Annotated in this window: 22 protein-coding genes and 2 tRNA genes; 8 read left to right on the top strand and 16 right to left on the bottom strand. The window is 67.6% G+C overall.

Going from position 1 to position 26,930, the window contains the following annotated elements:
- Both D457_RS33825 and D457_RS0130665 read right to left on the bottom strand, forming a co-directional pair.
- Positions 1-296, bottom strand: a 296-nt coding sequence (locus D457_RS33825) for a hypothetical protein (protein WP_051073083.1), incomplete at its 3' end; no start/stop codon positions are given.
- A 132-nt stretch (positions 297-428) separates the two neighbouring features.
- A complete protein-coding gene (locus D457_RS0130665; RefSeq protein ID WP_017584489.1) occupies positions 429-995 on the bottom strand; it encodes an ATP-binding protein in 567 nt (188 codons plus the stop codon).
- A gap of 228 nt (positions 996-1,223) precedes the next feature.
- Here D457_RS0130665 and D457_RS0130660 point away from each other — a divergent pair, with 228 nt between their 5' ends.
- Both D457_RS0130660 and D457_RS0130655 read left to right on the top strand, forming a co-directional pair.
- A complete protein-coding gene (locus D457_RS0130660; RefSeq protein WP_026117188.1) occupies positions 1,224-2,078 on the top strand; it encodes a helix-turn-helix domain-containing protein in 855 nt (284 codons plus the stop codon).
- Between the two features lie 17 nt (positions 2,079-2,095).
- The gene (locus tag D457_RS0130655) at positions 2,096-2,326 is read left to right on the top strand and encodes a DUF397 domain-containing protein (RefSeq protein WP_051073085.1); all 231 of its coding nucleotides are present in this window, start codon (positions 2,096-2,098) and stop codon (positions 2,324-2,326) included.
- Positions 2,327-2,418: 92 nt separating this feature from the next.
- On the opposite strand, the gene D457_RS0130650 is transcribed toward D457_RS0130655, so the two are convergent.
- From D457_RS0130650 to D457_RS0130625, 6 genes are all read right to left on the bottom strand, one after another.
- Positions 2,419-4,386: an ABC transporter permease/substrate-binding protein gene (locus D457_RS0130650; protein WP_017584486.1), complete on the bottom strand. Its 1,968-nt coding sequence runs from the start codon at positions 4,384-4,386 to the stop codon at positions 2,419-2,421.
- Positions 4,376-5,914 carry a sugar ABC transporter ATP-binding protein gene (locus tag D457_RS0130645; RefSeq protein ID WP_017584485.1) on the bottom strand — a complete coding sequence of 513 codons (1,539 nt, stop codon included), beginning with the start codon at positions 5,912-5,914 and terminating at the stop codon, positions 4,376-4,378. Before D457_RS0130645 ends, D457_RS0130650 begins: the two co-directional genes overlap by 11 nt.
- Positions 5,907-6,950: a LacI family DNA-binding transcriptional regulator gene (locus tag D457_RS0130640; protein WP_017584484.1), complete on the bottom strand. Its 1,044-nt coding sequence runs from the start codon at positions 6,948-6,950 to the stop codon at positions 5,907-5,909. The genes D457_RS0130645 and D457_RS0130640 overlap by 8 nt, the downstream gene beginning before the upstream one ends.
- A gap of 188 nt (positions 6,951-7,138) precedes the next feature.
- Positions 7,139-8,266, bottom strand: coding sequence for a winged helix DNA-binding domain-containing protein (locus tag D457_RS0130635; RefSeq protein WP_017584483.1), 1,128 nt, complete (start codon positions 8,264-8,266; stop codon positions 7,139-7,141).
- A 263-nt stretch (positions 8,267-8,529) separates the two neighbouring features.
- Positions 8,530-10,062 carry a BCCT family transporter gene (locus D457_RS33820; protein WP_017584482.1) on the bottom strand — a complete coding sequence of 511 codons (1,533 nt, stop codon included), beginning with the start codon at positions 10,060-10,062 and terminating at the stop codon, positions 8,530-8,532.
- Between the two features lie 472 nt (positions 10,063-10,534).
- Complete coding sequence (locus D457_RS0130625; RefSeq protein WP_017584481.1) at positions 10,535-11,491, bottom strand: GlxA family transcriptional regulator; 957 nt, start codon at positions 11,489-11,491, stop codon at positions 10,535-10,537.
- Between the two features lie 126 nt (positions 11,492-11,617).
- Here D457_RS0130625 and D457_RS0130615 point away from each other — a divergent pair, with 126 nt between their 5' ends.
- The 5 genes from D457_RS0130615 to D457_RS0130595 all read left to right on the top strand — a co-directional run bounded on the left by D457_RS0130615 (position 11,618) and on the right by D457_RS0130595 (position 16,851).
- Entirely contained in the window at positions 11,618-12,250 is a 633-nt protein-coding gene (locus D457_RS0130615; protein ID WP_017584479.1) for an isochorismatase family protein, read from the top strand.
- Positions 12,251-12,705: 455 nt separating this feature from the next.
- Entirely contained in the window at positions 12,706-13,380 is a 675-nt protein-coding gene (locus D457_RS0130610) for a GAP family protein (RefSeq protein ID WP_017584478.1), read from the top strand.
- A 121-nt stretch (positions 13,381-13,501) separates the two neighbouring features.
- Entirely contained in the window at positions 13,502-14,554 is a 1,053-nt protein-coding gene (locus D457_RS0130605; protein ID WP_275041025.1) for an IS630 family transposase, read from the top strand.
- Positions 14,555-14,640: 86 nt separating this feature from the next.
- The gene (locus tag D457_RS0130600) at positions 14,641-15,546 is read left to right on the top strand and encodes a hypothetical protein (protein WP_017584476.1); all 906 of its coding nucleotides are present in this window, start codon (positions 14,641-14,643) and stop codon (positions 15,544-15,546) included.
- 1,029 nt (positions 15,547-16,575) lie between these two features.
- Complete coding sequence (locus tag D457_RS0130595) at positions 16,576-16,851, top strand: hypothetical protein (RefSeq protein ID WP_017584475.1); 276 nt, start codon at positions 16,576-16,578, stop codon at positions 16,849-16,851.
- 50 nt (positions 16,852-16,901) lie between these two features.
- On the opposite strand, the gene D457_RS0130590 is transcribed toward D457_RS0130595, so the two are convergent.
- The 4 genes from D457_RS0130590 to D457_RS0130575 form a co-directional block, all read right to left on the bottom strand.
- A tRNA-Val gene (locus D457_RS0130590) sits at positions 16,902-16,975 on the bottom strand.
- A 49-nt stretch (positions 16,976-17,024) separates the two neighbouring features.
- Positions 17,025-17,097, bottom strand: a tRNA-Gly gene (locus D457_RS0130585).
- A 191-nt stretch (positions 17,098-17,288) separates the two neighbouring features.
- Positions 17,289-17,474 carry a hypothetical protein gene (locus D457_RS0130580; RefSeq protein WP_017584474.1) on the bottom strand — a complete coding sequence of 62 codons (186 nt, stop codon included), beginning with the start codon at positions 17,472-17,474 and terminating at the stop codon, positions 17,289-17,291.
- A 1-nt stretch (position 17,475) separates the two neighbouring features.
- Positions 17,476-18,225 carry a TetR/AcrR family transcriptional regulator gene (locus D457_RS0130575; RefSeq protein WP_239646263.1) on the bottom strand — a complete coding sequence of 250 codons (750 nt, stop codon included), beginning with the start codon at positions 18,223-18,225 and terminating at the stop codon, positions 17,476-17,478.
- 151 nt (positions 18,226-18,376) lie between these two features.
- On the opposite strand from D457_RS0130575, the gene D457_RS0130570 reads away from it, so the two are divergent.
- Positions 18,377-19,156: a siderophore-interacting protein gene (locus D457_RS0130570; protein ID WP_017584472.1), complete on the top strand. Its 780-nt coding sequence runs from the start codon at positions 18,377-18,379 to the stop codon at positions 19,154-19,156.
- Between the two features lie 88 nt (positions 19,157-19,244).
- Here D457_RS0130570 and D457_RS35480 read toward each other — a convergent pair whose 3' ends face one another.
- The 4 genes from D457_RS35480 to D457_RS0130550 all read right to left on the bottom strand — a co-directional run.
- Positions 19,245-20,942, bottom strand: coding sequence for an AfsR/SARP family transcriptional regulator (locus tag D457_RS35480; RefSeq protein WP_204367493.1), 1,698 nt, complete (start codon positions 20,940-20,942; stop codon positions 19,245-19,247).
- Positions 20,943-21,553: 611 nt separating this feature from the next.
- Positions 21,554-22,711 carry an acyl-CoA dehydrogenase family protein gene (locus tag D457_RS0130560; protein WP_017584471.1) on the bottom strand — a complete coding sequence of 386 codons (1,158 nt, stop codon included), beginning with the start codon at positions 22,709-22,711 and terminating at the stop codon, positions 21,554-21,556.
- Positions 22,708-23,490, bottom strand: a complete 783-nt coding sequence (locus tag D457_RS0130555) for a thioesterase II family protein (RefSeq protein WP_017584470.1) — start codon at positions 23,488-23,490, stop codon at positions 22,708-22,710. The genes D457_RS0130560 and D457_RS0130555 overlap by 4 nt, the downstream gene beginning before the upstream one ends.
- Before the next feature lie 38 nt (positions 23,491-23,528).
- Positions 23,529-26,930 (bottom strand): thioester reductase domain-containing protein (locus D457_RS0130550; protein WP_017584469.1); only part of this gene is annotated, 3,402 nt, incomplete at its 5' end.

Genomic DNA, 26,930 nt, shown 5'->3' with positions numbered 1-26,930 from the left:
TGCAGGTCTTCCACCTCCACTCGATCTCGTGGCGCCTCGTGGCGCACCCGCTCCCCGTACCAGATGATCAGGTGCGGGTTACGGGCCTGGACGGCGGCGGCGAGGGTGTGCTCGGAGCGGTACTCGGCCAGGTGGCCGCCGAGGCGGGGCAGGTGCTGGGCGCGGCGTCGGCGGCAGGAGGGGTGCTCGCAGGTGGTGCAGAACGGGCCGGGTAGGGGGCCGCGCCGGGGCGGGGTGCGGTAGGAGGGGTCGTTGGAGTCGCTGGAGGGTCGGGGTTCGGGGATAGGATGCGTCACTGATCCTGCTTTCTGACTTGGCTAGGTCTGGAATTCGGGGTTGTTGGGGGCCCGGGAAGCGTTGCAGCGCTTTCCTGGGCCCTTTTTTCGTGCGTGGGTGCTGCTGTGGGTGCTGCTGTGTGTGCGGGGCGGTTAGCGGTTCAGGTCGGGCCAGGCGCTGTCCTTGAGGTCGTAGGCCAGGAAGAACCAGACGTTGCGGTGTCCGGGGCGGCCGTTGTCGCCCCAGTCGGTGGCCAGGGCGTCGATCATGGCCAGCCCGCGTCCGGCGTCGGTGTCGGGGTCCAGCCCGCCCGGGTCGGGGGTGAGGTAGCGGCGGTCGTGCACGCTCGTGGTGGGGTCGTTGGCGATGCCGTCGTCGCGGCAGGTCAGGCGAAGTCCGTCCCGTTGGCGCTCGCAGACCAGGCGGTAGTCCCGCCCGGGCAGGCCGGAGCGCGAGTGCTTGATGGCGTTGGAGGCGAGTTCGGAGCCCATGAGGGTGAAGAGGTAGCGGTAGTCGGTGCTGTGCTCGGCTGCGCAGGTGTCCAGGAAGGCCCGCACGAGGGGGAGGAGGAGCGGGGAGGCGCCGAAGTCGTAGCGGCGGGAGGAGTAGTAGGGGCGGTCGGGTCGGCCGTTGAAGTAGTGGCGGTAGGCGTGCGGCACCAGCTCATGGAGAGCGATGGTCACCTCGGCCATCGGGGGTACGGGGGCGAGTGCGGGCATGACGAACAGACTCCTTACGCAGGCGGAAGCAGCGAGTGGTTCGAGGGAGTGCCCGCTAGGCCAGTGGACCTTCACGATTTCCCCACGCAGGGAAAGGGGCACAAGTAGCCTGAGCACCAGAGACTCTCTGTGAGACTCCGATCACCGACTACACACAACGCTAGACAGTAGAATCCACTCCGTCAAGTGGATTCTACTAACTATGACAACTTGGGTTAGGCTCCTCCCATGGCCGCTCCCTACAGCCCCAGCGTCCGGCGCCGACGCCTCTCCGCAGAGCTCAAGCGGCTTCGCACGGAAACTGGGATGACTCTCAACGAGGTCGCGAAGCACACAGGCATCAGCAGAGCCAACTTGAGCAAGATCGAACAGGCGGAGTCCAAGACGGTTCCTGCCCCGACCTTGAACAAGCTCTTGGACCTCTATAAAGTCGACGACCCTCCCGTGCGCGCAGCCATGCACGAACTATCCAAGCTGGCTGGGCTAAAGGGCTGGTGGTCCTTGTACAAGGACCTCATGCCGCAGACTCTCGTCGACTTCGAAGCTGAAGCTTGCGCCATCCGCACCTACGAGGCCCAGGTGATCCCCGGACTGCTTCAGACTCCGGCGTATGCGGATGCCATCTTCCGAGCGAACCGCGTACGGGATGACAGCGAGATCGCCCAAAGAGTGACGGCCCGTATGGCACGGCAGAGCATTCTGAACCGCACCAACCCGCCCACTTACCTGGTGATCATCGACGAGGCAGCTGTTCGCCGCATGGTTGGTTCAGCGAGTGTGATGAGCGAACAGCTACGCCACTTGAGGCATATGGCCGCGCGCGACAACATTGACATCTACGTGTTGCCGTTCGCTGCGGGCGCTCACACCTCTACCGAGGGCAAGTACCTCATCATGGACTTCCCGGACCCGAGGGATGCGAGCGTCATCTACCTGGAGAGCCCCACCACTACCATGTTTCTTGAGGAAGATGAGCAAATCAGGCTGTACAACGACATGTTCGGCAGCACACAGTGTTGTTCTATGACCCCGGCGCAGAGCCTGGATTTCCTTAACCAGCGGGTTCAAGAGCTAGAAGAGTGAGCACAGTGACCGACCAGATGATGTGGCGTAAGAGCAGCTACAGCGGTGTCAATAACGACTGCGTCGAGGTCGCGCACATCCCCGCGGGCTTCCGGAAGAGCAGCTACAGCGGCCACGATCAGAACTGCGTCGAGGTCGCCGACCTGCCCTGTGGTGCGGCCGTCCGGGACTCGAAGAACCCCGACAAGGGGCACTTCCCCTTCCCCGCTACCGAGTGGTCCGCCTTCCTCCGCACCGCTCTCCGCTAGGCCCACGAACCCCACAAGCGGCTTCGTCAGAAACGACAGGGGGTCCGGGGAATGCGCCCCGGACCCCCTTCTTCGGTCAGTCAGTCACCTGGTCAGGAGAAGTCGTCGACGTTCTCCTCGGTGACGACCTCCACCGGGACCATCACGGTCTCCTCCAGACCCTCACCGCTCGCAGCGGCGATCGCGTTGCGCACCGCCACCCGGCCGATTTCGGCGGGCTGCTGGGCGACGGAGGCGTACAACGTGCCCCCGGTCACCGCTTCCAGACCCTCGGGGGTGCCGTCGAAGCCGATCACCACGGCTTCCTCACCCCGGGAGGACAGCGCGGCAGCAGCGCCGAGCGCCATCTCGTCGTTCTCCGCGAACACCCCGTCGACGTCCCCGTTGCCCTGGAGCATGTTGGTCATCACGTCCAGGCCCTTGGAGCGGTCGAAGTCGGCGGGCTGCTGGGCCACCACCTCGATGCCCGGGTACTCGGCGATGCCCTCCGCGAAACCGGAGCCGCGCTCGCGGCTGGCGGAGGTGCCCGGGGTGCCCTGCAGGACCACGATCCGGCCCTCCCCGCCGAGCTCCTCGGCCAGGGCCTGGGCCGCCAGTCGGCCGCCCTCGACGTTGTCGGAGGCCACCAGGGTCTCGATGTCGGCACCGGTCACACCGCGGTCGGCGGCGATCACCGGGATGTCGGCGTTGTTGGCGCCGCGCACCGGCGGACCGGCAGCGTCGGAGTCCACCGGGTTGATCACCATCGCGTCCACCCCGGTGCTGATGAAGTTCTGGATCTGGTCGGCCTGCTGCGAGGCGTCGTCCTGGGCGTCGGTGACCACCAGGTTCACCCCCGCCTCGTCCGCCTCGGCCTGTGCTCCGTCACGCATCTGGAGGAAGAACGGGTTGTTCAGCGTGGACAGCGACATGCCCACCCGGGGGCCGTCGGAGGAGGTGTTCGGGACGAGGAAGGACAGCACACCCACCACGGCCGCCGTGACGGCCGCCGCGATCGCCAGCTGGATGCCGCGTCGACCCCTGCCGCCCCCGGCACTGCCGGAGGCACCGGCACCCGCGCCCGCTCCGCCGCCCGCACCGCCGGAACGGCGGCGCAGGGTGTCGAACAGCACGGCGAGCGCGATGACCACACCGATCACGACCTGCTGCCAGAAGGCGGAGACCGAGAGCAGGTTCAGGCCGTTGCGCAGCACCGCCAGGATCAGCGCGCCGATCAGGGTGCCGAAGGCCGTGCCCACACCACCGGCGAGGCTGGCGCCGCCGATCACCACGGCGGCGATCGCGTCGAGCTCGTACCCCTGTGCGGCCTGTGGCTGCGCGGAGGCCAGACGGGAGGCCAGGATGACGCCGGCCACCGCCGCGAACAGGCCGGACAGCGCGTAGATGCCCAGCTTCTGGCGCTTGACCCGGATCCCGGACAGGCGCGCGGCCTCCTCGTTGCCGCCGATCGCGTACATCGCGCGGCCGGTGAAGGTGCGGCGCAGGATCACGGCGGTGATCAGGCCCATGACGACCATGATGATCACCGGCACGGGCAGCCAGCCGCCCAGCGAGCCGCCCAGCTGGGCCACCGAGTCGGGCAGCGCGATGGGGCTGCCCTCGGAGATCACCAGGGAGAGCCCGCGTCCCACCGACAGCATCGCCAGGGTGGCGATGAACGGCGGGAGTTTGCCGTAGGCGATCAGGGCACCGTTGACCAGACCGCAGGCGGTACCCGTGGCGGCGGCCAGCGGCAGCGCCAACCAGACCGGTACCCCCTGGACGGTCGCGAGGAAGGCCAGCACCGTCGCCGAGAGCGCGGCCACCGAACCCACGGACAGGTCGATCCCGCCCGCGATGATCACGAAGGTGACACCGAAGGCCAGGACCGCGATCACCGCCGCCTGCACACCCACGTTGAGCAGGTTCTGCGCGGTGAGGAAGTCGTCGGAGAGCAACGACATGACCACGACCAGGACGGCCAGGGCGGTCAGTGCGCCGTTCTCCAGCAGGAAACGGCGCATCACGGGCCAGACGCCGCTCTGGGTCGCGCCGCCGGTCTTTGCTGTGTCAGTGGCCATCGGGGCCCTCCACTCCGTTCGTTTCTGTGTTGCTTCTGGGGGTGGCGGCCAGCGCCAGGGACATCACGGCGTCCTGCGTGGCGTCCTCGGCGGTGAGCTCCCCGGTGATGCGGCCCTGGGCCATGACGAGGATCCGGTCACTCATCCCCAGCACCTCGGGCAGGTCGCTGGAGATCATCAGCACCGCGTGACCGGAGGCGGTGAGTTCGTTGACGAGACGGTAGATCTCGACCTTGGCGCCCGCGTCCACACCCCGGGTGGGCTCGTCGAGGATCAGCACCCGGGAGTCGGCCAGCAGCCACTTGCCGATGACGACCTTCTGCTGGTTGCCGCCGGAGAGGGTGCGCACGTGCTGGTCGATGCCGGACATGCGCACGCCCAGTTCACCGGCGATCCGCCGGGCCGAGGCCCGCTGACCGGACCGGTCCACGAAGCCCGCACGGCTGGTCGGGCCCAGGGTGACCAGGCCGAGGTTCTCCTCCACGGAGGCGTCCAGGACCAGGCCCTGGCCCTTGCGGTCCTCGGGGACCAGGCCCAGCCCGGCGTTCATGGCGGCGCTCACGTCGCCGCCGGGCAGGGGGCGGCCCAGGACCTCGACCGCACCCGAGTCGTAGGGGTCGGCGCCGAAGACCGCACGCGCGACCTCGGTGCGGCCCGCGCCGACCAGACCGGCCAGGCCGACGACCTCGCCCGCGCGGACCTCGAGGTCCACGTCCTGGAAGTGTCCGGTGCGGTTCAGGCCGCTGACCCGCAGCAGCGGCTCGCCCGCCTCGGGGCGTTCACGCGGGTACTGCTCGTCGATGCTGCGGCCCACCATCAGCCGCACCAGTTCGTCCTCGGGGGTGTCGGCTCCGACGTGGGCCACCGATCGGCCGTCGCGCAGGACCGTCACCCGGTCGGCGAGCGCGGCGATCTCCTCCAGGTGGTGGGTGATGAAGACGATGCCCACGCCCTCGTCGCGCAGCCGTCCGGCGATCGAGAAGAGCCGTTCGATCTCGCCGGTGGTGAGCACGGCCGTGGGCTCGTCCATGATCAGGACCCGGGCGTCCAGGCTGAGCGCCTTGGCGATCTCCACCATCTGGAGTTGGGCGATGCCCAGCCCGCGCACCTTGGCGCGCGGGGAGACGTTCACACCCACCCGCTCCAGCAGCGCGGTGGCCTCGGCCTCCATACGGCGGTAGTCGATGAAGCCGAACCGGCGGGGCTGGCGGCCCAGGAAGATGTTCTCCGCCACCGTGACGTCGGGGACCAGGTTGAACTCCTGGTAAATGGTGGCGATACCCAGCCGGGCGGCGTCCTGAGCGTCCCGGATGACGACCTCGGCGCCGTCCACCAGGACCCGCCCGCGGTCGGGCCGGTGCGCGCCGGAGAGCACCTTGATCAGGGTGCTCTTACCGGCCCCGTTCTCGCCGAGCAGGGCGTGCACCTCACCGCGGCGGAGGTCGAAGCTGACGTCGTCAAGCGCGACCACCCCAGGGAAGGCCTTACGTACGCCCTCGATGCGCAGCAGTTCGTCCGGACTACTCACGTGCGGTTCCTCCGATCACGGCTCGGCCGGTCTGGGTCGGTTTCGCGGGCTCGCCACAGGAGCGGCGCACGACCAGGTGGGCGGGCAGCACGGTCGATGTCGTCGGCTCACCCGCGATGAGGGAGGCCAGGGCCCGCACCGCGACCCGCCCCAGTTCGGCGGTGGGTTGGGCGATCGTGGTGATCGGCGGGTCGGTGTGCGAGAACCACGGGATGTCGTCGAAGGCCGCCAGCCCGATGTCCTCCGGCACGCGCAGGCCGCGCGCCGCGATCGCGTCGAGGGCGCCCAGCGCCATGAGGTTGTCGGTGGCGAAGACGACGTCGGGGGGCTCGGGCAGGTCCAGGAATCGCTCGGTGGCCAGCCGTCCGCTCTCGGCCTGGAAGTCGCCTCGCCCGATGTAGGCCTCTGGCAGCGGGATTCCGTGTTCGGCCAGCGCCTCGCGGAAGGCGTCGATGCGTTCGCGGCCGGTGGTCGTAGCCGTGGGCCCGGTGATCACGGCGATCCTGCGGTGGCCGAGGGAGTGCAGGTGGTCGACCAGGTCGCGGATGGCCTCCCGGCCGTCGGCGCGCACGACAGGGGCGTCGGCGCCGGGGATCCAGCGGTCTACGAAGACCACCGGCGTCGGCCCCGACGCCGCTTCGAGTGTCATGGGGGAGCGGCCGTCAGCGGGGGAGACGAGCAGCCCGTCGATGCGCCGCTCCAGCAGTCCGCGGACGTGGTGGTCCTCCAGGTCGGCCCGCTCGTCCGCGTTGCCGATGATCACGCTGTAGCCCAGCGCCCGCGCCTCCTCCTCGACCGACCTGGCCAGCTCGGTGAAGTAGGGGTTGAGGACGTCGCTGATCACCAGGCCGATGGTGCCGGTCCGGTCCGTGCGCAGGGAGCGCGCGACGACGTTGGGCCGGTAGCCGAGCGACTCGACCGCCGCGAGGACCCTTTCTCGAGCCCCGTCGCTGACCGACGGATGCCCGTTGAGCGCCCGGGACACCGTCGCCACGGACAGCCCCGACTCCGTGGCGACGTCCTTGATGCTCACCAAACCCGCTCACCCCCTCCTGTCACCTGCGGCTACCTGTCGCTGCCGCACCGCATGGAAACGTTTACATGGTTGAAAACGATTACATCATGCGTCATGACCACAGGGATTCACAAGTCCGCCGGGTGAGGAAATGTCATCCGAGTCGCCCTGCCCGTGAGCGGAGCCGCCCCTGGCCGTGCCCGGCCTGGTCAGCCGACCGGTTCGTCGATCCGGGCGCGGTCGCTCCCGCCCCCGGACAGGAACAGGGCCAACCGCCCGGCCTGTGTGACGACCTCGTCCTGTTCGCTCCTGTGCAGCGGCCGCAGCGGGGTGACGGCCACGACGCCGTCCTTCCCGGTGCGCCAGGTGGCGGCGACGCGGCCGTCCACCAGCACCACGCGTTCACCCGCGACCGACAGGCCCCGGTGCTCGTCGCCGATGATTCGGCTCCGGTAGTGGTAGCCCAACAGCGCGTTGTCGAAGGCGGGCAGGAAGCGCACCGGGGCCTCGGTCTCGGGAGTCGGGCGCGGGGCGTCGGGCAGGTCCAGCAGTTCGCGGCCGCGCTGGTCACGGAAGGAGACGAGCTCGGGGCGGACCGCGGCCACCGCCGCGGGCAGCCCGGCCAGCCCGCACCAGGAGCGCAGGTCGGTGGAGGTCGCTGGGCCGTACGCGGCGAGGTAGCGCCGGACCAGCGCCTGACCGACCGGGTCGACGCCCTCCGGGCCCTGCGGCGTGAGCGGGTCGATCTCCCGGCCCAGCCAGGAGGAGAGCAGGACGTTGCGCACCCCACCCCTGGCCCGCCAGAGGCCGCGCGGCGGGGCCTGCGCGACGGGCAGCAGAGCCGCGACCAGCATCTCGCCCAGCGGCCGCCTGCCCACGGAGGGCCAGCGCTCGGCCAGGGCGGCGACCAGTTCGCTCATGCTGCGCGGCTCACCGTCGGACATCACCGCTCGGCCCGCCGCGGCGAGCTCGGCCAGGTCCACGTCCCCGAGGTCCTCGCGGTACACGCCCATGACCTTCTGGCGCAGCATGGCGTCGAACCGCGAACGCCAGGCGAGGGCGTCCTCGGCGGCGACCAGGTGCACGGTGCGCCGCATCAGGTGGACGCGTACCGCGCGGCGTTCGGTCAGCAGGTCCGAGAGCTCGGCGGGGTCGAAGGAACGCAGCCGCGACCAGAGCCCGACGAACGGTTCCTGCGGTTCCTGGGCCTGGACTCCGCCCAGGTGGGCCACGGTGTCCAGGGGTGACAGGTCGCTGGGGGCCAGCAGCGCCTGCCTGGCCAGGGTGGCGCGGTTGAGCGCCCGGTCGTCCAGCACGGTCGCGGTCTTGGTGGGCATCGTGTGTTCCTCTGTTCCGGTTGCTCCAGGAGCACCTTCGCAGAGGTGGAAGTCAGATTCTGTCCTCTTGTGGCCCCGTGCACCGTGTCTCGTGTCCGGGCTCAGCTGGACGGGGTGGACGGGGCGGATGGGGCGGTGCCCTCTCGGGTGCCGAGCCCCGGCCCTCGACCCCACCCCCGCCTCGCCCCACCGGGTGGCAAAGACAGAAGCGGGCCCCCGAGGGAGCCCGTCTGTTGCCCTGTGCCCTGTTGCCCTGTGGGTCGTCAGTCCGACCGGGGCGATTCCGTAGCCACCGGTGCCTCGGTGTGCGAATGGTGCCGGCAGACGGTGCTGTCCGGCTCCGTCCGCAGGTCGCGCAGGAAGCTGACGACCACGCCCACGATCACCACGAGGAAGGGCGCCGACGCCACGATCACGGTCTGCTGAAGGGCGCCGAGGCCTCCCGAGAGCAGCAGGATGATCGCCAGTGCTCCGGTCATCGCACCCCACAGCAGCAGGATCGGGGTCCTGGGTCGGATGGAGCCGTGGGTGGTGAGCATGCCCAGCACGTAGGTGTTGGCGTCCGCCCCGGAGACGAAGAAGAGCACCGCCAGGATCACCACCAGCGTCGCCGTCACCACGGGGAGCGGGAACTCGGCCAGGGTGGCGAAGAAGGCGCTGTTCAGGTCGGCCGCCGTGGCGCCCGCGATGTCCGTGCCCTGGTTCATGTCCAGATCGATGGCCGTACCGCCGAAGACCGAGAACCAGGCGAAGAAGGCCAGGCTCGGCATACCGAGGACGACCAGGATGAACTGGCGGATGGTGCGGCCGCGCGAGATACGCGCGAGGAACAGGCCGACGAAGGCGCCCCAGGACACCCACCAGGCCATCATGAAGTAGGTCCATCCCTGGAGCCACTCGGTGTCACCGAAAGCCGGGCCGCGCAGGCTCATCAGCAGGAAGTCGCTGCCGTACTGGCCAAAGGACTCCAGGAAGAGCGAGATCAGGAACGCCGTCGGGCCCAGGAACAGCACGAACAGGAAGAGCACCGCGGCGACGGAGAGGTTGATCTCGCTGATGTAGCGGATACCGCGCTTGATCCCGGAGGCGGCCGAGAGGCTGAACAGCACCGTGACCGCGACCACGATGACGACCTGGGTGGTGGTCCCGGTGGGGGTGCCCAGGATCCGGTTCAGTCCGTTGTCGATCTGCAGGGCTCCCAGACCGAGTGACGTGGTGGTGCCGAACAGGGTGGCGAAGACCGTGAAGACGTCGATGGCTTTGCCCAGGGGGCCGTCGGCGTGCCGTCCCAGCAGTGGCCGGAACAGGGCGCTGACCAGACCGGGGCGCTTCTTGCGGTGCATCGAGTAACCCAGGGCCAGCCCGAAGACCGCGAAGATCGCCCAGGCGTGCAGGCCCCAGTCGAAGAAGGAGTACTGCAGAGCCAGGACCGCGGCCTGGGGCGTTCCCGGCTCGGCCAGGCCGTGGGGAGGGGTGGTGAAGTGCGAGATCGGCTCGGCGATGCCGTAGGAGACCAGGCCGATGCCCATCACCGTGCACAGGATCATGGCGATCCAGGTGTGGGTGGCGAACTCGGGGCGGTCCTCGTCCGAACCCAGCCGGACCCGTCCGTAACGGCTGAAGGCCAGGCCGACCAGCAGCGCCAGCAGGATCAGGGGGAGCAGCAGGTACGCCCAGCCGAAGCCGGAGGTGACCTGGTTCAGGGCGGCGTTCATCGTGGCCATCTGGTGCTCCGGGGCGAGGACGCCCCAGACCACGAACAGCGCCGAGATCGCCAGGGAGGCCCAGAAGACCACTCCGACCCTTCCCCGCCCGGTCGTGACTTCCCGTCCGTCCGGTTCTGCTCGTTCGTCTGTACTCGGGCCGTGGGTGGCTTGCACGGAAATGGACCGCCTGTGTGTCGGTGGATGCTGGAGAGCCTGCCTGTGTCGCGCACGACGGCTGACGCGCTGTACTGCACGAAGAACCTGTGTGCCGTGCGAAGAATCAGCCGGTCGGTGTCAAGGCGAACGTGACGGATCCCAAGGGGCGCAAGCATGGTGGCGAGTGGAACGGAGCGGACCGGTCGGAACCCGGTCGAGTTCTGGCACCCGCACACCGAACCCGCACGGGGCGGGCAGTGGATGATCCAGTTGCCCGGGCCGCGGGGTCGGCAGAAGCCTCTGACGAGCGTACTCGCACGTGGGGGTAGGGATGCCACTCAGAGCTACGGGAGTCGGGTCACACTTTCCGCGGCCGGTGCACCGGCCGTCCCCGGCAGCCGCCGGTTCAGTGCCCGACCGGCTGAGCGTTGAACCTCTTGCGGTACGCGGAGGGGGTCGTGGCGTAGGCGGCGGTGAAGTTCTGCCGCATGGTGACGGGACTGGCGAACCCGCATCGCGCGGCGACCTCTTCGATCGGCAGGTCGGTCACCTCGAGGAGCCTCCTCGCTTCATCGAGCCGCTTGGTGCGCAACCAGCTCGCCGGGGTGGTGCCGGTGGTCTCCTTGAACGCCCGGATGAAGCTGCGGCGGCTCATGTGTGCTGCGCGGGCGAGGCCGTCGACGTCGATCCTCTCGCCGAGGTGCTCCGAGGCCCAGTCGAGCGCCTCCGAGACCGGGCTCGCCCTGTTCGGTTCCGGGACGGGACGGTCGATGTACTGGGCCTGGCCGCCGCTGCGGTGCGGGGCGACCACGAGGCTGCGCGCCACGCGGTTGGCCGCCTCCGCGCCGAGCCGGGACCGGACGAGGTGGAGGCAGGCATCGATGGCGGCGGCGGTGCCCGCGGAGGTCAGCACGTCTCCGTGGTCGATGTAGAGGACGGTGCGGTCGACGGCGATGTCCGGATGGCGTTCGCTGAAGGCGTCCAACTCCTGCCAGTGCGTCACCGCCGAGCGTGAGGTGAGGAGTCCGCTGTCGGCGAGGGGGAACGCGCCCAGGCACAGACCCGCGACCGCGGCCCCGCCCGCGTGCGCGGTCCGCAGTGCTTCGGCAAGGGGTGCCGAGGGCGGCCGCTTGTCCTCGTGCCAGGAGGCGATGACGACGAGGTCCGCCCGGAGTGCGGCGCCGAGGTCGTTGATGCCCCCGATCCGGTACCCCTCCATGGTGCGGATGTCGGTGCCGTCCTCGTTGAACAGGACGGTCTCCCAGTCCGCGAGTCGCTGACGGCCCACCTCCCCGAACACCAGCTGCGGCACGGAGAGGTGGAACATCGTCGTGCCGTCGAACGCGTACACCGCGATCTTCATGGAGCCCTCCCGGATTGGCGCGATTTCATCGATCATATGCATCTGTGCCAATTGTGGAGCTGTGGGATCTCGGCGAACGTGGAGGAGCACGCGACATCCGTGCCCGTGAACACCAGGAGGAACACCATGTCGGCTCCCCGCCGTGCCCTGATCGTCGTCGACCCCCAGCAGGAGTACTTCACCGGGCTCCTGCCCATCCAGTACCCGCCGCGTGAGGAGTCGGTCCAACGGATCGCCGCCGCCATCGACGCCGCCGAGAGGGCGGGTGTCCCGGTGGTGATGGTCCAGCACTCGGCGGGCGAGGAGGCCCCGGTCTTCAACCCGGCGCAGCCGCAGTTCCGACTGCACCCGTCACTGGAGGAGCGCGACTCGACCGGCTGGAAGAGCGTGGTCAAGCAGTACAGCTCGGTCTTTCCCGGCACCGGGCTCGCCGAATGGCTCCGCGGGAAGGGGATCGACACGATCACACTCGTCGGCTACATGACGAACAACTGCATCCTCGCCTCCGCCGCCGACGCCGAACCCCACCAGTTCACCGCCGAGGTGCTCTCGGACGCGACCGGTGCGATCGATTTGGGGAACGAGGCCGGTTTGGCCGACGCCAGGACCGTGCACACGACCCTGCTCACGCTGCTCAACTCCAACTTCGCCGCCGTCGCCTCCACCGATGAGTGGGTCCGCGCCGTCGAGTCGGGGGAGGCCCTGGGCAAGGGCAACCTGGTGGAGTCGGCCGCGGCAGGTGCCGCCGCGCGAGTCTGACACCGACCGTCCAGCCGAACAGCTGGGTGAACGCACTGAGGGGCTCGTCCCGGATCTCTCCGGGGCGGGCCCTGAACCGGTCCTGCTCCCCGGTGACCCACTCGTTCACCGGGTCGAGTCGGTCCAGGCGGTGCCTCCCGGACGGAGGCAACCGCAGGCCGAGCTCGGGAAACCGCGGTTCCACTGCCCTGCTCATGCGGGGAGCAGCCTCAGCGGAACGGAGGCCGGCTCCTCCTGAGCGCCCGTTGGCGCCCTGTGCGGTTCTTGCAGCAGTGACCCTTATATACGGTGTGTTCTGACGGGCTTCCCTGCCCGCACGCATCACGAGCACATCCCGGCTGACTGCCCGTCCCGCCGTGTGAACCCCTGGCGGGATCAGTCGACCGACCACCGGTCAACGCCTCTTCCCCCCGGTTCCCACCCGGCTCCGCGGGCCCGGGGGAGAGGACGCCGAGTTGAGCTGGGGGATCCTGGGGACTCTCGCGTGCCTGTCCTTCCTCGACATGGCCAGCCCGGCCATCATCGGGGTCACGCTCTACATCCTCCTGAGCCGGTCGAACTCCGTGGCCAGGCCGCTGGCCGTCTACCTGTCCACCATCACCGGGTTCTACTTCGCTTTCGGCTGCTCGCTCATACTCGGCCTGGGGAAACTGATCGACCACCTGGTCGAGCTTTCCCACAGCCCCCTGCTGGCCTGGGGGGCCGTCGTGGTCGGTGTCGCCCTGTCGGCCCTGGGCTTCGTCATCCGCTCCAAGCCGGGGCGCCGGCTCAGGCCACCCGCCCTGAAGGCCAGGTCGATGGTCGGACTGGGTCTGGCCACGGCAGTGGTGGGAGTGGGCACGGCATTGCCCTATTTGGGAGCGATCGGTGTCATGACCGCGGCAGGGCTCCCAGCGGTGCAGTGGGTCCCCGCCCTCGCCGTCTACAACATCGTGATGGTGTCGCCGTCGATCCTGCTCTATCTGGGCCACCGCACACTGGGAATGGGCTTCCGCGACCGCCTGGGGCGCTGGCGGGAGCGTTTGGAGTCCGGTTCCCAGAAGGTGACCGGCTGGATGCTGACCATCTCGGGCGCAGCGCTTGCGGTCTTCGGCCTCTGGGGAACCGGTATGTTCACGGGCGCCGGGTAGCGATCCGACAGGGGGCCGTGACAGAGCAGGACGAAGCGTTGATCCCGAGCCTCTGAAGAGCGGTGAGGACGGGGAGAGAACCTGACGGCGTCTGGGCTCGATATGCCCTCTGATGGCGTAAGTGAACGGCCGGATTCACTCGGAGGCCTCCGGGCCCCGCCGCCTGACCGCAGACGCACCTAGTGTCCTGCGCTGCAGGATCGTGTTGGCCGCGCCCGAGGGGATGAGCAGCACCGAGGTGGCCGCCAAGGTCGGGGTCAGTATGCCCACGGTGGGCAAGTGGACGTCCCGGTTCCTGGCTGAGCGGCTGGACGGGCTCATCGACGAGCCCCGGCCGGGCCGACCGCCCTCGATCACCCTGGACACGGTCGAGGAGATGGTGCTGGCCACCCTGGAGGAGGCCCCCGAGAACGCCACGCACTGGACGCGAGCCAAGATGGCCCGGCGCAGCGGGCTGGCCAAGTCCACGATCGGGCGGATCTGGAAGGCGTTCAACCTGCGCCCGCACCGCACCGAAGGGTTCAAGCTTTCCAACGACCCGTTGTTCGTGGACAAGGTGGTCGATGTGGTGGGGCTGTACCTGAACCGGCCTGAGAACGCGGTGGTCTACTGCGTGGACGAAAAATCGCAGGTCCAGGCCCTGGGCCGGTCCCAGTCCGCGCTGCCGATGATGCCGGGCATGCCCGAGAAGCGTTCCCATGACTACGTACGGCACGGCACCACGACCCTGTTCGCCGCCTTGAACGTCCAGGAGGGCTCGGTGATCGGCAAGACCTACCGCTCCCACCGCGCAACCGAGTTCAAGAAGTTCCTGGCCCTGATGGATCAGCAGGTCCCCCGGCACCTCCAAGTGCATGCGGTCTGCGACAACTACTCCACGCACAAACACCCGACCGTGCGCTCCTGGCTGGAGCGCCACAAGCGTTTCCACATGCACTTCACGCCGACCTCCTCCTCCTGGCTCAACCAGGTTGAGAGGGTGTTCGCCCAGGTCACTAGCGATCTTCTGCAACGCTCGGATCACCGGTCGGTGCAGGCGTTGGAGCGCGACCTGCGCGCGTGGGTCAAGGCCTGGAACGCCGATCCCAAGCCGTTCGTGTGGACCAAGTCGGCCGAGCAGATCCTGTCCTCGCTCGGCCGACTTCTACAACGAACGTCAGGCGCAGCACACTAGCTGGACCGAAAATCAGTTGACCTAGGAGTCGCTGTCATCTACTCTAAATTTTTAGGTAAGAAATTGACCCTAAAAAAGAGGTAGATGTGACCTTCCAACTCCAGCCCGGCGAGACCATCAAGCGTGCGGACCTGCACAAGGAGTACGGGGGCCGCCAGCAAGGCGGTATCGGCCCGTCCCGTGTGACCCCCAATATCTTCCTGTTCTCTGACCCCAAGAGCGGTCACCAGTACGGCTACTTCGATGGCTGGGGCGACGATGGTTGCTACCACTACGCAGGCGAGGGGCAGACGGGCGACCAGACGATGAGCCAGGGCAACCTGGCGATTCGTAACCATCGTGAAGACGGACGCGCCCTACGCCTTATGGATGGATCCCGTGGCGAGGTGACCTACGTTGGGGAATTCGTGCTTGCCGAAGACAACCCTTGGTACCTGGACGATGCTCCGATGAAGGACAGTGACGAGATTCGGAGCGTCATCATGTTCCGGCTCGTTCCCCGGGACGGTATCCGTGAGGAGCTCCCCCCTCTTCCGGAGACTCCCCATGACAAGAGCGAAGTCACTGAGGTGAACATCGAGCAGACTCACACCGAGCGTGCCTACGTCAACCCGTCACGCGAGCCATACCAGGCGGAACGTCGTGAATCTAAGCTCGTACAGAACTATCAGCGCCACCTTCGTCTCCAAGGGCACTCCGTGGCCCGGAACAAGATCTCGCCGGCGAAGGAACTCAAGCCGCTGTTTAGCGACCTCTACGATAAGACGGACCACAAGCTGATCGAGGCCAAAGGCACTATCACGCGCGAAGCCATTCGTATGGCTGTGGGTCAACTCTTCGACTATCGCCGATTCATCGAGCGTGGCGGGCAGCGGCCCGCACTCGCGATCCTCTTGCCCAGCAAGCCCCGCCCCGATCTGCTCGCCTACTGCGCAGATCTGGAGATCGAGATCATCTGGGAAGAGAACGACTCGTTCACCAGCACGGCATGATCTGACATCAGCAGTGGAGGGGCGTTCCCCATGAGAGTGGGCACCTGATGATTAGGCAGCGAGCTCCAGGCTAGCCGTTCTCTGCTCGTACACGAGTGGGCTGAGTTGGCCGTTGGCTGAGTGCCGTCTACGGGTGTTGTACCGGTTGATCCAGGAGAACACCGCCAAACGGGCCGCCCTTCCGCCTGGCACGGAGACACGATGTCCTCCTCCCGGAATCGGCGTCTTCTCCCGCCCAACCCGCTGGTGGACGTCTACGACCTGCTCGGGATCCCCGTCATTTACGTCAGCATTTTGCTCGGTTTGTGGCTGCTGACGGACTTTCCCCTCGCAGTACTCTCATCACTGTGGTTGGCCGGGCTGGCCACCTGCGGGTGCGTCATCCCCTTGGGTACACATCGACGTTCAGAGAATTATCCAGGCGCTCAAATTGCCTCATTCGAAACTTATCAATATAGTGGAATATTATTATCGGGGCCAGCAAGATTCCGGGCAAGGCGGCCTCCGCAGCAAGCACGACCAGAATGATCGGCAGAACTACTTCAGGCCTTGCATTTAAAGATCCAACCCTATATTTGACCACTGAAATGTTAGGCTTGCGAAGACGGAGAAGAATGAAAGCAGCCTCAGGAGTGTCAAAAAGATGCCACCGATGAAGGTGACACAAGCCGTGACAACGGCAGTCCCGATGCTCAAGTTTGACTCTGCCCCGGAGACAGTGAGAACGACTCAAGCAACCCAGGGCTGGACACCCGGGTCTGCTCGTGAAGTTCAGCCAAGGCCATCTGGCCGCGCTTCTTGCCTTCCGACGTGAAGCGCTAGAAGCGGCGCGCTGGCCTGCCAGCAGCTCTCGGGTCGGTGTCCTCGAACTTGCCGGTGATCCACCCTGCCTTCTCGAGCCGAGCCAGGACCTGGTACATCGCGCCGCTGGCCAGTCTGGTCGCCGTTGCGGGGGCCGCTGCTGGTGGGGATCGCCTTGAACGAGGCGGGCCGGCACACGCAGCGCACCTGGTCGGCCGAGGAGAGAACGTGCCCGAGGTGGCCAGGGCAGCCCGGCTGGGGCACACGGTGGCCGGGATGGGCCGGGTCTACGAGCACGTCACCCCGGAGATGGAGCGACGTGTACGCAGCGTGCTTGAAAGCCAGTGGGCGCGTAGTGTGGGCGCTCTCACTCCCCGGGAGCGGGAGCGGCTGTTCGGTATGGCGCCGATGCTCGAAGAGCACTACCGTGGAAACAGCGAAAGCGGGCTCCCGAAGGAACCCGCTTCGAAGTTGATCTCCCAGATATCTCCCAAGGCGGGATGATCATCTTCGCCGCTACAACCAGATAACTCTCTGACCTGCGGTGCTGCTTGTGGGCGATACAGGACTCGAACCTGTGACCCCTACCGTGTCGAGGTAGTGCTCTAGCCAACTGAGCTAATCGCCCGGTGCTACCGGATGATGGAGACAGGGTTTCATCCCAGGCGTCTCCCTCGAGCGGACGACGGGATTCGAACCCGCGACCCTCACCTTGGCAAGGTGATGCTCTACCAGCTGAGCCACGTCCGCTTGCTGCCCGGCCGGGCCCCGTTTCCGTTGGCCCCGCCTTGCTGCTGATAAAGACTTTAGCGGAGATTCGGCAGAGGGCAAATCGGAGGTGGCGCGGCATCCCCATTGGGGCGGGAAGGCAGGTCCTGACCTTGGTTCCAAGGGTCGGAGACCTCGTCTTCCCGCCCCAACAGGGGCGCCTCTGCCGTCGCCTACGCTTCGGGCGTTTTTGGGGAGGCGGCTTCGGCCAGAGCGCCCGCGTCCTCCGGCGGGAGGCTCGCGTCGTCGGCGGTGCGGTTCTTCCCCAGCTTCCGGGCGATCCCCCAGTAGGCCATGCCCAGCAGCGACACGGCTGCGACCGACCACCATACGGCGGTGCGTTTCGGTGTCTTGCTCATCTCACTTCTCCTCGTTGTTGGATCGGGGCCCGGAGTGCGGAGGTTCGTACTCCAGACCAAGCAGGGAGCTCAGGTCGATCAGGCAGAGCTCGAAGATGGGTTCCACGTCGGTGTAGGCGAAGTCCAACTGCCTGAGCACTTCCATGCAGAGCAGGCCGTAGAGCCGGATCCAACAGCACAGGAAAACGTGACCCGCTGCCGGGGGCAGGCGCTCGTCGATGAGAGACGAATAGCGGACCATCTGATCGTGCACCGACGCGGGGAGTTCCTCCGGGGCCGGCACGTTGTAAGGCTGCTTCTCCCACAGCTGGACGACCTCGTCGAGGAAGATCTCCTCGAAGTTGATCCCGGCCATGAGGCGGGGCGAAATCGGTTCGCGACTGTTCAGTCCTGGGGAGGGCCTGGCGAACATCCAACTGAACTCGGCCGGGTGCGCGATCACCCACGTTCGCAGGGCGCGGCACATGCCCAGGAGACGGTGGCTGTGCGCGTTCTCCGGATGGGAGTTGCGCTCAGCCTCGATGGCCTCGCTCAGCTCCTGGTAGAAGTCGGCCGTCACCGAGTCCACCAGGTCTTCGTGGCTCGAATAGTAGCGGTACACAGCGGGCCCGCTCATACCCATCTCCCGGGCGACCGCGTTGATCGTGACCGCGGATGATCCCTCGGCCACCAGTAGTTCGCGTGCGACAGAGCGGATTTCGATCAGGGTCGCCTGTCGTAGGCGCTCTCGTCGGCTCAGAGTCTCAGCCACTGTCACCTCCTTCGGCAAAGAACCGGAGTTCTCCTGATAGACATTCTAGCAACACATAGATAGACTAACTCAAGTGATATGGTCTAACCAAATGATCGGCTGGATGCGGGTCTCCCTGACCAGCTGGTGTGCCCCCTAGTGAGGAAGCCCGATGGAGAACCGCGTCACCCCTTCCACTCGTCGTGTATCCCGAAATCCCCTGGCTAAGCACTTCTCGCAGTACAACGAGGAGGGTGTCGTCACCGAGACCGAGCTCATCAACCCCACGCTGCGGCGCATCAGGATCAGCTCTGAAAGGCTCGCTGAGCGGTCCTACACGCCAGGTCAGCACGTGAGGATGCAGATCAACGATCCGCTGTCGTTGTACGGCATATTCCGTCCTTCGCAGACTCTCAGGACCTACACGATCTGGGAGTACTCGTCGGAGGGCGGCTACTTCGACATCTGCGTCCACCTGTACGGGGGCAAGGGCATCGGGCTCGAGTGGGCCAGCACCGTCCAGGAGGGGCAGGGCGTCGTCTACTGGGGCCCCATGGGGGATTTCGTGGTCGAGGCCCCCGAGGACTACGTGCTTTTCGTCGGTGAGGAGACGGCTTCTGCGGCGTTCGTCCCGATGATTAAATCGCTGCCGCGGGGACTGCCGGTGTACGTCGTCTCTGAGAGCGACGGGCCCTCGCACGACGTCCCCCTGCCCGGATCGGTCGCGATCCAGCGGGTTCATCGCGCGGGGGAGTCCGCTGCGTCGTCCTCGAACCTGGTTTCCGGCCTGGCCGGGCTCGAACTTCCGGACCGGCCGGGGAGGGCCTACGTGGCAGGCGAGGCCCGGACCTGTCAGATGGTCCGGGACCACTTGGTGAACCAGCGGGGGTGGGCGCGCACCGATGTTCGGACCAAGCCCTTCTGGGCGCCGGGCAAACAGGGTCTTCACTGAACCGTCGTCTGGCGGTAGTTCTTGGTCGGGGGTGAGGGCTCGGCCGAACAGGTCAGGCACATTGGCTCCCGGCTCCGGGCAGGACCGGTTAAGCGGCCGGGGCACCGGCGGGGGCGCTGACGGCGTCGATGGTGATGGTGGTGTAGTAGTTCACGTCCTCTCCCCAGCCGGGTTTCCTCTGCAGAAGGTCGGCCCGGGCGAAGGCCAGTACGAGAAGGGGGACCCGACGCGGGATCGCACCCAGGTCCTTCACGAAGTCCAGGAGGGGCTCCACGGCGTGGTGCATGTCGTCGAACACCGCCACCAGCGGCTGGTCCTGGGCCGCGCCCAACAGGAGGTAGCGCAGGAGCCCCCAGGACTCCTCGTGGTTCGAGTGTGCCCCACCCTGATCCGGCGGCCCGTCTTCGCCCACGGAGAGGGTTCGGATCAGACGTCCGAAGTCCCTCAGCCGCATGGTCGTGCCGGAGCACGGGTCCTCGGTGGTCATCGGCCTCAGGCAGGACCCGAGAGAGGTCGCCGGTGACAGGTGCTCGCTCTCGAGGGCCTTGCCCATGAAGAACTGGGCGCCCCAGGGCTGACGGGAGACGTAGCGCTCGAACTGTGAGAGGAAGTGGTCGCGGCTGTGCTCGCACTCCCACAGGACTGTCACCAGGTAGGGGGTGCGCCGGTACCTGATCCGGCCCAGCAGGCTGCTCAGGAACACCAGCTCGGGCTGGTGGTCGGTCTGAGCGTCGGTGGTACTCATGATGTTCTGGTCGGAAGACTCTGGCCGCTGGCCCCAGCGCTGGTCGAACGGGGCGTGGAACGCGGGGTCGTTGGCCGGTTGATCCGTGTTCCGGGTGTCGCGCCGGGCACGGGGCCCCTGTGTTCCGCTGGCGGCGCCGGCTTCGTGTTCCGCGGTTCCCCACGGGCCGGAAGCATGTCCGGGGTCCGGGCGTAGGGCCGTGCCGGAGTGCTCCGCGTGGGCCGGAGTGCGCTCTGACAGGAAGGCCCTCTCGCGCTGTTGGGGCACGACGAGCGAGGAGCCTTGGTTGAGGATGGCCTTTTGGAGGTTCTGCAGTTCCTGTCCCGGTTCGAGCCCCAGTTCCTCGATGAGGGTCCGACGGACGCGGCTGTAGACGTTGAGGGCCTCCGCCTGGCGGCCGCATCGGTACAGGGCGGTCATCAGCTGCTGGGCGAAGCCCTCGCGTAGCGGTTCCGCCTCGACCTGTGCCTCCAAGGCTCCCAGGACGGCCCGGTGGCGTCCGGACTCCAGTTCGGCCTGGAAGTAGTCCTCCAGCGCGTCCAGGTGCGACTTCTGGGCAGCGACCAGGTCCGGCCATGAGAGCCCCGACTCCGCCAAGTCGGAGAGTATCGGTCCCCGCCAAAGGTCCAGCGCCTCGCTGAGGGTGCGCGCCGCCTGCTCCGGGGAGCCCGACAGCAGTTCGGCCCGCCCTTCGGAGAACTTCTGCTGGAACACGTGCAGATCGATGCTGTTGACGTCGACTTGGAGCACGTATCCCGGAGCCTGCGTCAGCAAGGCCACGTTCTCGCTGCCCCGGCCGGACAGGGATAGGGCGCCCCGCAGTCCCCATACGGCGTTCTGAAGAATCTTTCGGGCGGTCGCGGGAGCCGTGTCAGTCGGCCACAGGGCCTCGACCAGGCTGCTGGTGGCCACCACGCGGTTGGCGTTGAGGAGGAGGAATCCCAGTGTCGCCCGCTGCTTGATCCCACCTAGGTTGACCTGGCCCTCCTCACCAGCCGCCTCCAGTGGTCCAAGTATCCGAAAACGCAAATCGACTCCCAAGGATTGTACGTTCAACCATGTCAGGTTTCTGGAGCAGGAACTCATTTTCAGGAAAGCGCCCCTGTTTGCCAATGAGACCCGAAGCTCAGATGAAATGCTAAGGAAAATAGGTCCTATTTTCTGGGGGCGGGTCTTGTCGGCTCTGTGGTCACCGGATTGGTCACGGGGGGTGTCTGGTCAGTCACGATGTCTCTCCCGGTGACTGCGCAAACACAAAAATGACATGGTGGGGATTCGAGGTCGTCCTGTTGCCCCTTGGGGGGTGCACGGTTCCCGTGGCGTCGCACAGGTGTAGGGCGCGGTGGTTGGTGTTAGATGCCATCGCACAAATTTATAGCCCTATCGGATGCTACGCCACAAGGCCTTGGGAGAAATTGATGTGCAGTGAACAGGGGTGCGGGCGAACTGTTGCAGTGTGCCTATGTCCTGGCCTTGGATTTGGTCGCAAGGACTCCTTGCGGACTTGCGATTGGTTGAAAGTTAAAATTCTCTTCGTTCTGCGGATTCCCTGGGCCGAAGCGCCGGAACAGCGCGCGGCCGGGTCCTCGGTTCCCTTGTTCGTGGGATGCTCCCGTTCGAACCGAGGAGCGAGAGACCCGGCACACGCCTTTTCAGGACCTGCGGCCCTCGGGCACGACGTACCGCCGGTAGACCAGCTCGCGCAGGACGTCGTCACCGCCCTCGACGATCGAGACGTAGCGCATGTCCCGTACGAGCTTGCCGATGGGGGACTCGTTGGTGTAACCGAGACCGCCGAACATCTGGGAACCGACGTCGGCCACCTGCCAGCCTGCCTGACCGCAGAACATCTTGGCGGTCACCGCCGACTTGAGCGTTCCGAGACGGGCGAATCGGGCCGCCGCGTCAGGGGCGGACCTGATCTCGTCGAAGTCAAGCGCGGCGGCCCGGCAGTGGCTGCGCATCACGTCGATCTGCATCTCCATCTGGCCGAGCTTGGCCGCGAACACGGGGTGCTCGGCCAGGGGAGCGCCGCGCAGCCGTTTGTCACGCGCGTACTCCAGGCACAGGTCCCGGATCCTGCGGGCGATGCCGAGGGCGGTCGTCGCGATCAGGATCCTGCTGGCGTTGAGCCCGATCTCCAGGAGTCGCAGACCCGGACCGGCGAGGGCGTTGCCGACCGGTACGCGACACCCGTCCAGGCTCACCTGGTAGGTACCCGAAGACCGTAGGCCGATCATGTCCCAGCGCTTGACGACGCGTACCCCAGGGGTGTCCCGGGGGACCACGACCGCGCCGTAGGAGTCGGCGTTGCCGGATGACCGGGCGAGGACGACCAGGAAGTCCGCGAACCCCGAGTTCGTGGAGAAGTACTTCTCACCGGAGAGAACGAGCTCGTCTCCGCTGCGGCTCACGGTCGTCTCGATGTTGGCCAGTTCGCTGCCGGCGATCTGCTCGCTCCCCAGCGTCGCGCAGAAGGAGCCGTTCTTCCCCATCGGGGTCAGGTGGGCCTCCTTGAGCGCGTCGGAGCCGTACAGCTCGACCATCGTGCTGCCCAGGATCGAGATGAAGAGGGTGAAGGCGGCCCCGGCGTCCCCGTAGGAGAGCTCGTTGACGATGTCGACCCCGTCGACGAGGGAGAGCCCTCGCCCGCCGTGTTCCTGGGGGAGCCACCAGTTGGCCAACCCGGTTTCGGTGAACTCCTTGTACAGCGGTAGGGGTGCCTCTTCCCGGGAGTCCAGAAGCGACCGCTGCGGTATCAGGTGGCGCTCGGAGAAGTCGCGCACGCCCCTGAGGATCTCTTCGTTCATACGGTGTTCTCCAGGTTCTCCATCGGTCCGGTGAGATCGTCCGGCTTCTCCAACCCCGCAGCAACCACGGCGGCGACGGAGCGGAGGGAGTCGTCGATGAAGAAGTGTCCGCCGGGGAAGACCTCGACGTGTTCGGACGCGGTGCTGTGCCTGGACCATGTATGGGCTTGCGACACCTCCGTCACCGGGTCGGCGGTGCCGGTCAGGGCGCAGATCGGCACGTCCAAGGGCTCCTCCGCGACCCATGTGTACGAACGGAGCGCCCGGTAGTCCGCCCTCATGGCGGGCATGACCATCGCTCTGAGGTCGGGATCGTCGAATACCTGCCGAGCGGTGCCCCCGAGTCGGCCCACATGTTCGATCAGGGCCTCGTCGCTGTCGTGGCGGTCGGAGACGATGGGGCCGATGTCGGGCGCCGCCCGCCCGGAGGCGAATAGTCGCACCGGCTGGATGGAACCGAGGCGCCGTAGGTGGCGCGCGGTCTCGAACGCGACCAGAGCACCCATACTGTGCCCGAAGAAGGCGAAGGGTCGTTCGGGTCTGCTGTCGGCCAGGGCCCGCGCGATCAACCGGGCCAGCTCGACGAGGCTCTCGACCCCCGCCTCGGACCGCCTGTCCTGGCGCCCGGGGTACTGCACCCCCAGAACTTCGATTTCGGGCGCGAGCTCACGGGCGAGGGGGCCGAAGTAACTGGCGGCGCCACCGGCGTGCGGGAAGCAGATCAGACGGGTGCCGCCGTCCCCGGGTGTTGTGAGTCTGCGGAACCATGTCGTGTCCACGGTCAGCCTTTCCGTTCTCGTGGGGATGAACTCGTTGCTCAGGCGCCTTCGCCCGGGGCGGGCGTGAAATAGCCCGTCTCGGCGAAGAAGTCCACGTACTTGTCGATCAGCTCGTCGCTCGGTTCCGGGCAGCGGATCCCGGTTGCCGCCAACGCCTCGTCCGTCTCGGAGGTGTCGAAGCCGGGGAAACGGACAGCCGCGTCCAGTGCCAGTACCTCGAAGGAGTCCAGGAGGGGGTTCATGGCGTTGTCCCGGTCGGCCCTGATCCGTTCCCTCCAGGCCGCCCGGTCCAGCTCCTCCAGGGCGTAGCCGCGTTCGACGAGTCTGTTGACCAGTTCCGCGTAGCCCACCCCGACGGGGTTGTACAGGTGGAAGGTACGTTCGGCCGTCCGGGTGTCCGTCGACAGGTGCACGATGGCGGCGCTCACGTAGTCGACGGGGGCGAGGTGGACCGACCCGGTGAGCGAGCGCGGGACGCATCCCGCCTGGGTGAGCCCCCGCAGGCTCAGCCAGACGAAGTCCTTGGTCTGACACGCGCCGTTGCGCTGGTCACCGGAGATCACGTCGACCCGGTAGACGGAGACCGGGAGCCCCCGGTCGCGGGCCAGCCCGATGACCTGTTCGGCGACCCACTTGCTCTGTACGTATCCCGTGGGCAGCGATTCACCGGGCCCTGTCGGGTCCGTGGTCTTGACGGCGGGCAGGCCCCCGTCCGTGTCGTCTCCGGAGGGTTCGGGGGAGAAGACCCCGGTGGTGGAGACGTGGTGCACGGGGACCGTTCGGTGGCGGGCCGCCAGCCTCAGGACCTCCTTGAGGCCGTCGACGTTGGCCGCCTTCAGATCTGGGTAGGGCTGGAGCCAATTGACGGAGGCCCCCGCGTGGTAGACCGCTTCCACCTGGGAGGACAGCCCGTCGAAGCGCTCTTCGGTCAGACCGAGGCGCGGAGCGGCCAGGTCACCGTGGACGACACGCAGCCGCCGCCGGTCCACCTCGTCCCAGACGCGGTACCACCGCAGGTTCTCCTCGATTCTGCGCTCCGCGTCGGCCTCGTCCTCACCCCGGGCCAGGCAGTGGATCGTGGCCTTGGTGCTGCGCATCAGGTCGCGGAGAAGGAATGCTCCCAGGAACCCGGTGGCCCCGGTCAGCAGTACTTCCCGTGGCTCCGCCACCACCTCAGTGACCGACCCCTCAGGCCGGATGTCCTCGGGCAGGTGGATCTCGGCGGCGAAATCGACGTGCGGCCGCCGGGCCGCGTCCGCCTGATCGGCGTCCGAGGTCAGCAGGGAACACAGGGTCTGGGCCAGGTCTGCGGGACCGGAGTGGTCGAACACGACCGTGGGGGCCAGCCGCAACCCGGTGGCCGACTCCAGCCGGTTGCGCAGCTCCACGGAGGCCAACGAGTCGAAGCCGAGTTCGGTGAAGGACGAGGCGGTCAGCCCGGACACGTCGGTGTGACCCAGGACTGCGGCCGCTTCTGCGCTCACCAGTTCGAGGACGAGGCGCCGCTGCTCGCCCGGGGCGGTCACGTGCAGCAGGTCGTTCAGCCGCAGGCGTACGGACTCGATGTTGCGGGCGGCGCGGCGGATCGTGCGCCTCACCAGGCCAGTCAGGACGGTGGGCACCTGGTCCGGTCGCTCGCGCAGCACGGACAGGTCCATCGGCGTGGCCACCAGGACGGGTTCCCCGGAGGCGACGGCCGCGTCGAGCATGGCGGGCCCGTCCTCGGACGACACCGGCCGGAACCCGGCGCGGGCGATGCGGTTGAGGTCCGCTGAGTCCAGGTGCCCGGCCATGCCCGCGCCGTCCTGCTTCCACAGACCCCACGCCAGGGAAGTCGCGGGCCTGCCGCGCGCGGCGCGGTAGCGGGCCAGTCCGTCCAGGAAGGCGTTGGCCGAGGCGTAGTTGGCTTGGCCGGGGCCGCCGATCACACCGGCGACCGACGAGAACAGCACGAAGGCGGACAGGTCAGCATCGAGTGTGAGCTCGTGCAGGTTCCAGGCGGCGTCCGCTTTCGGCCGCACGACCCTGTCCACCTGTTCGGGGGTCAGGCCGGTGAGGACCCCGTCGTCCAGGACACCCGCTGTGTGCACCACACCGGTCAGGGGGGCGCTCGCGGGGATCCGTGCGAGCGCGTCCCGAAGGGAGGCCCGGTCGGAGACATCGCAGGCGGCGATGTCGACCTCGGCACCGGCCGCCTTCAGATCCGCGCGGAGTTCGGCCGAGCCCGGCGACTGCTCGCCGCGCCTGCTCAACAGCAGGAGGTTGCGCACACCGTGTTCGGTGACCAGGTGCTTGGAGAAGAGCGCACCGAGCTCCCCCGTGCCACCGGTGACCAGGACCGTGCCTCGGGGGTCCCAACTCGCCGGTGGGAACTGTGCCGGCCCGTCGGTCAGGTTCCCCACCCGTGGAACGCTGGCTTCCCCGGCGCGGAGGACGATCTGGGGTTCCCCGGACCTGAGTGCGGAGGTCAGCCGTCGGGCGGAGGCCTGATCGCCGTCCGTGTCGATCAGCACGAACCGGTCGGGCGCCTCCGACTGCGCGGAACGCACCAGGCCCCAGACGGCGGCGGCGCACGGGTCGTCGACCCGGTCGCCAACGGCTCCCTTGGTCACCACGACCATGCGTGTCCCGGCCAGGGCGTCCTGTGCCAGCCACGCCTGGAGCACGGACAGGGTGTGGTGGATCAGGGGCCGCACGTGCCCGGCGCCGCTGCCACCGGCTGGTGGAACGACCAGAAGGACGGCGTCGGGCCGGGCGTCCGCATCGGCGTCCGCGACACCGGCCGGGTCGGCGAAGGACCCGACACCGGTCAGCCCGGGCAGGACCTGTTCCAGAGCGGAGGGCTCGGGTAGGGCGCCCAGCGTGAGCGGTCGCGCCTCGGGTAGGGGAAGCGGCCTCAGTCCGAAGGAGAAGAGGGCGTCGTGCCGGAGCTGGTCCGGGTGGTCGGGGTCTGCGTCGGCGCGGGTGAGTGAGCTGACCGAACCGATCTCCGCGACGGGGCCGCCCGCCCGGTCGAAGAGCCGGATGGTCGAGGCGTCCTGCGTCCTGGGCACACGTGCCCGTACGGCGATCGCGCCCGTCGCGATGAGCCGGACGGAGGTCCAGACGTCGGTGGCCCGGGGCCCGTCGGCCCGTGCGCCGGCGGGCACGGAGCTCAAAGCCGCTCTGCGTACCCCCTCCAGGAGAACGGGGTGCAGACCGTAGAGCGCCGCGTCTTCGTGGAGCTCCTCGTCCAGTACGACCTCGACGAAGAGGTGGTCCGGGGTTTCCCAGGATTCGACGTGTGCGCCGGGAACGGTCCCTCCGGGAACGGGTGCGGTTGCGGGCGCCTCCGCTGGAGGCCACTCGGCCAAGTCCTCGAGGGGTTCTGCGGCTGTCGCGGCGACGGTGGCGTGCGCGACGTGTTCCCAGTCGGTGGTCTGGTCGTCGGGGCGGGAGTG

Source organism: Nocardiopsis valliformis DSM 45023, assembly GCF_000340985.1.
Lineage (GTDB): Bacteria > Actinomycetota > Actinomycetes > Streptosporangiales > Streptosporangiaceae > Nocardiopsis > Nocardiopsis exhalans.
This window is presented reverse-complemented; position numbering and strand designations above follow the sequence as displayed.

What these genes read in the sequence shown, in the direction of transcription:
- D457_RS0130665 (WP_017584489.1), bottom strand. Translation starts at nt 995, where the DNA reads ATGCCCGCACTCGCCCCCGTACCCCCGATGGCCGAGGTGACCATCGCT.
- D457_RS0130660 (WP_026117188.1), top strand. Translation starts at nt 1,224, where the DNA reads ATGGCCGCTCCCTACAGCCCCAGCGTCCGGCGCCGACGCCTCTCCGCA.
- D457_RS0130655 (WP_051073085.1), top strand. Translation starts at nt 2,096, where the DNA reads ATGATGTGGCGTAAGAGCAGCTACAGCGGTGTCAATAACGACTGCGTC.
- D457_RS0130650 (WP_017584486.1), bottom strand. Translation starts at nt 4,386, where the DNA reads ATGGCCACTGACACAGCAAAGACCGGCGGCGCGACCCAGAGCGGCGTC.
- D457_RS0130635 (WP_017584483.1), bottom strand. Translation starts at nt 8,266, where the DNA reads ATGCCCACCAAGACCGCGACCGTGCTGGACGACCGGGCGCTCAACCGC.
- D457_RS0130625 (WP_017584481.1), bottom strand. Translation starts at nt 11,491, where the DNA reads ATGAAGATCGCGGTGTACGCGTTCGACGGCACGACGATGTTCCACCTC.
- D457_RS0130615 (WP_017584479.1), top strand. Translation starts at nt 11,618, where the DNA reads ATGTCGGCTCCCCGCCGTGCCCTGATCGTCGTCGACCCCCAGCAGGAG.
- D457_RS0130580 (WP_017584474.1), bottom strand. Translation starts at nt 17,474, where the DNA reads ATGAGCAAGACACCGAAACGCACCGCCGTATGGTGGTCGGTCGCAGCC.
- D457_RS0130570 (WP_017584472.1), top strand. Translation starts at nt 18,377, where the DNA reads ATGGAGAACCGCGTCACCCCTTCCACTCGTCGTGTATCCCGAAATCCC.
- D457_RS0130560 (WP_017584471.1), bottom strand. Translation starts at nt 22,711, where the DNA reads ATGAACGAAGAGATCCTCAGGGGCGTGCGCGACTTCTCCGAGCGCCAC.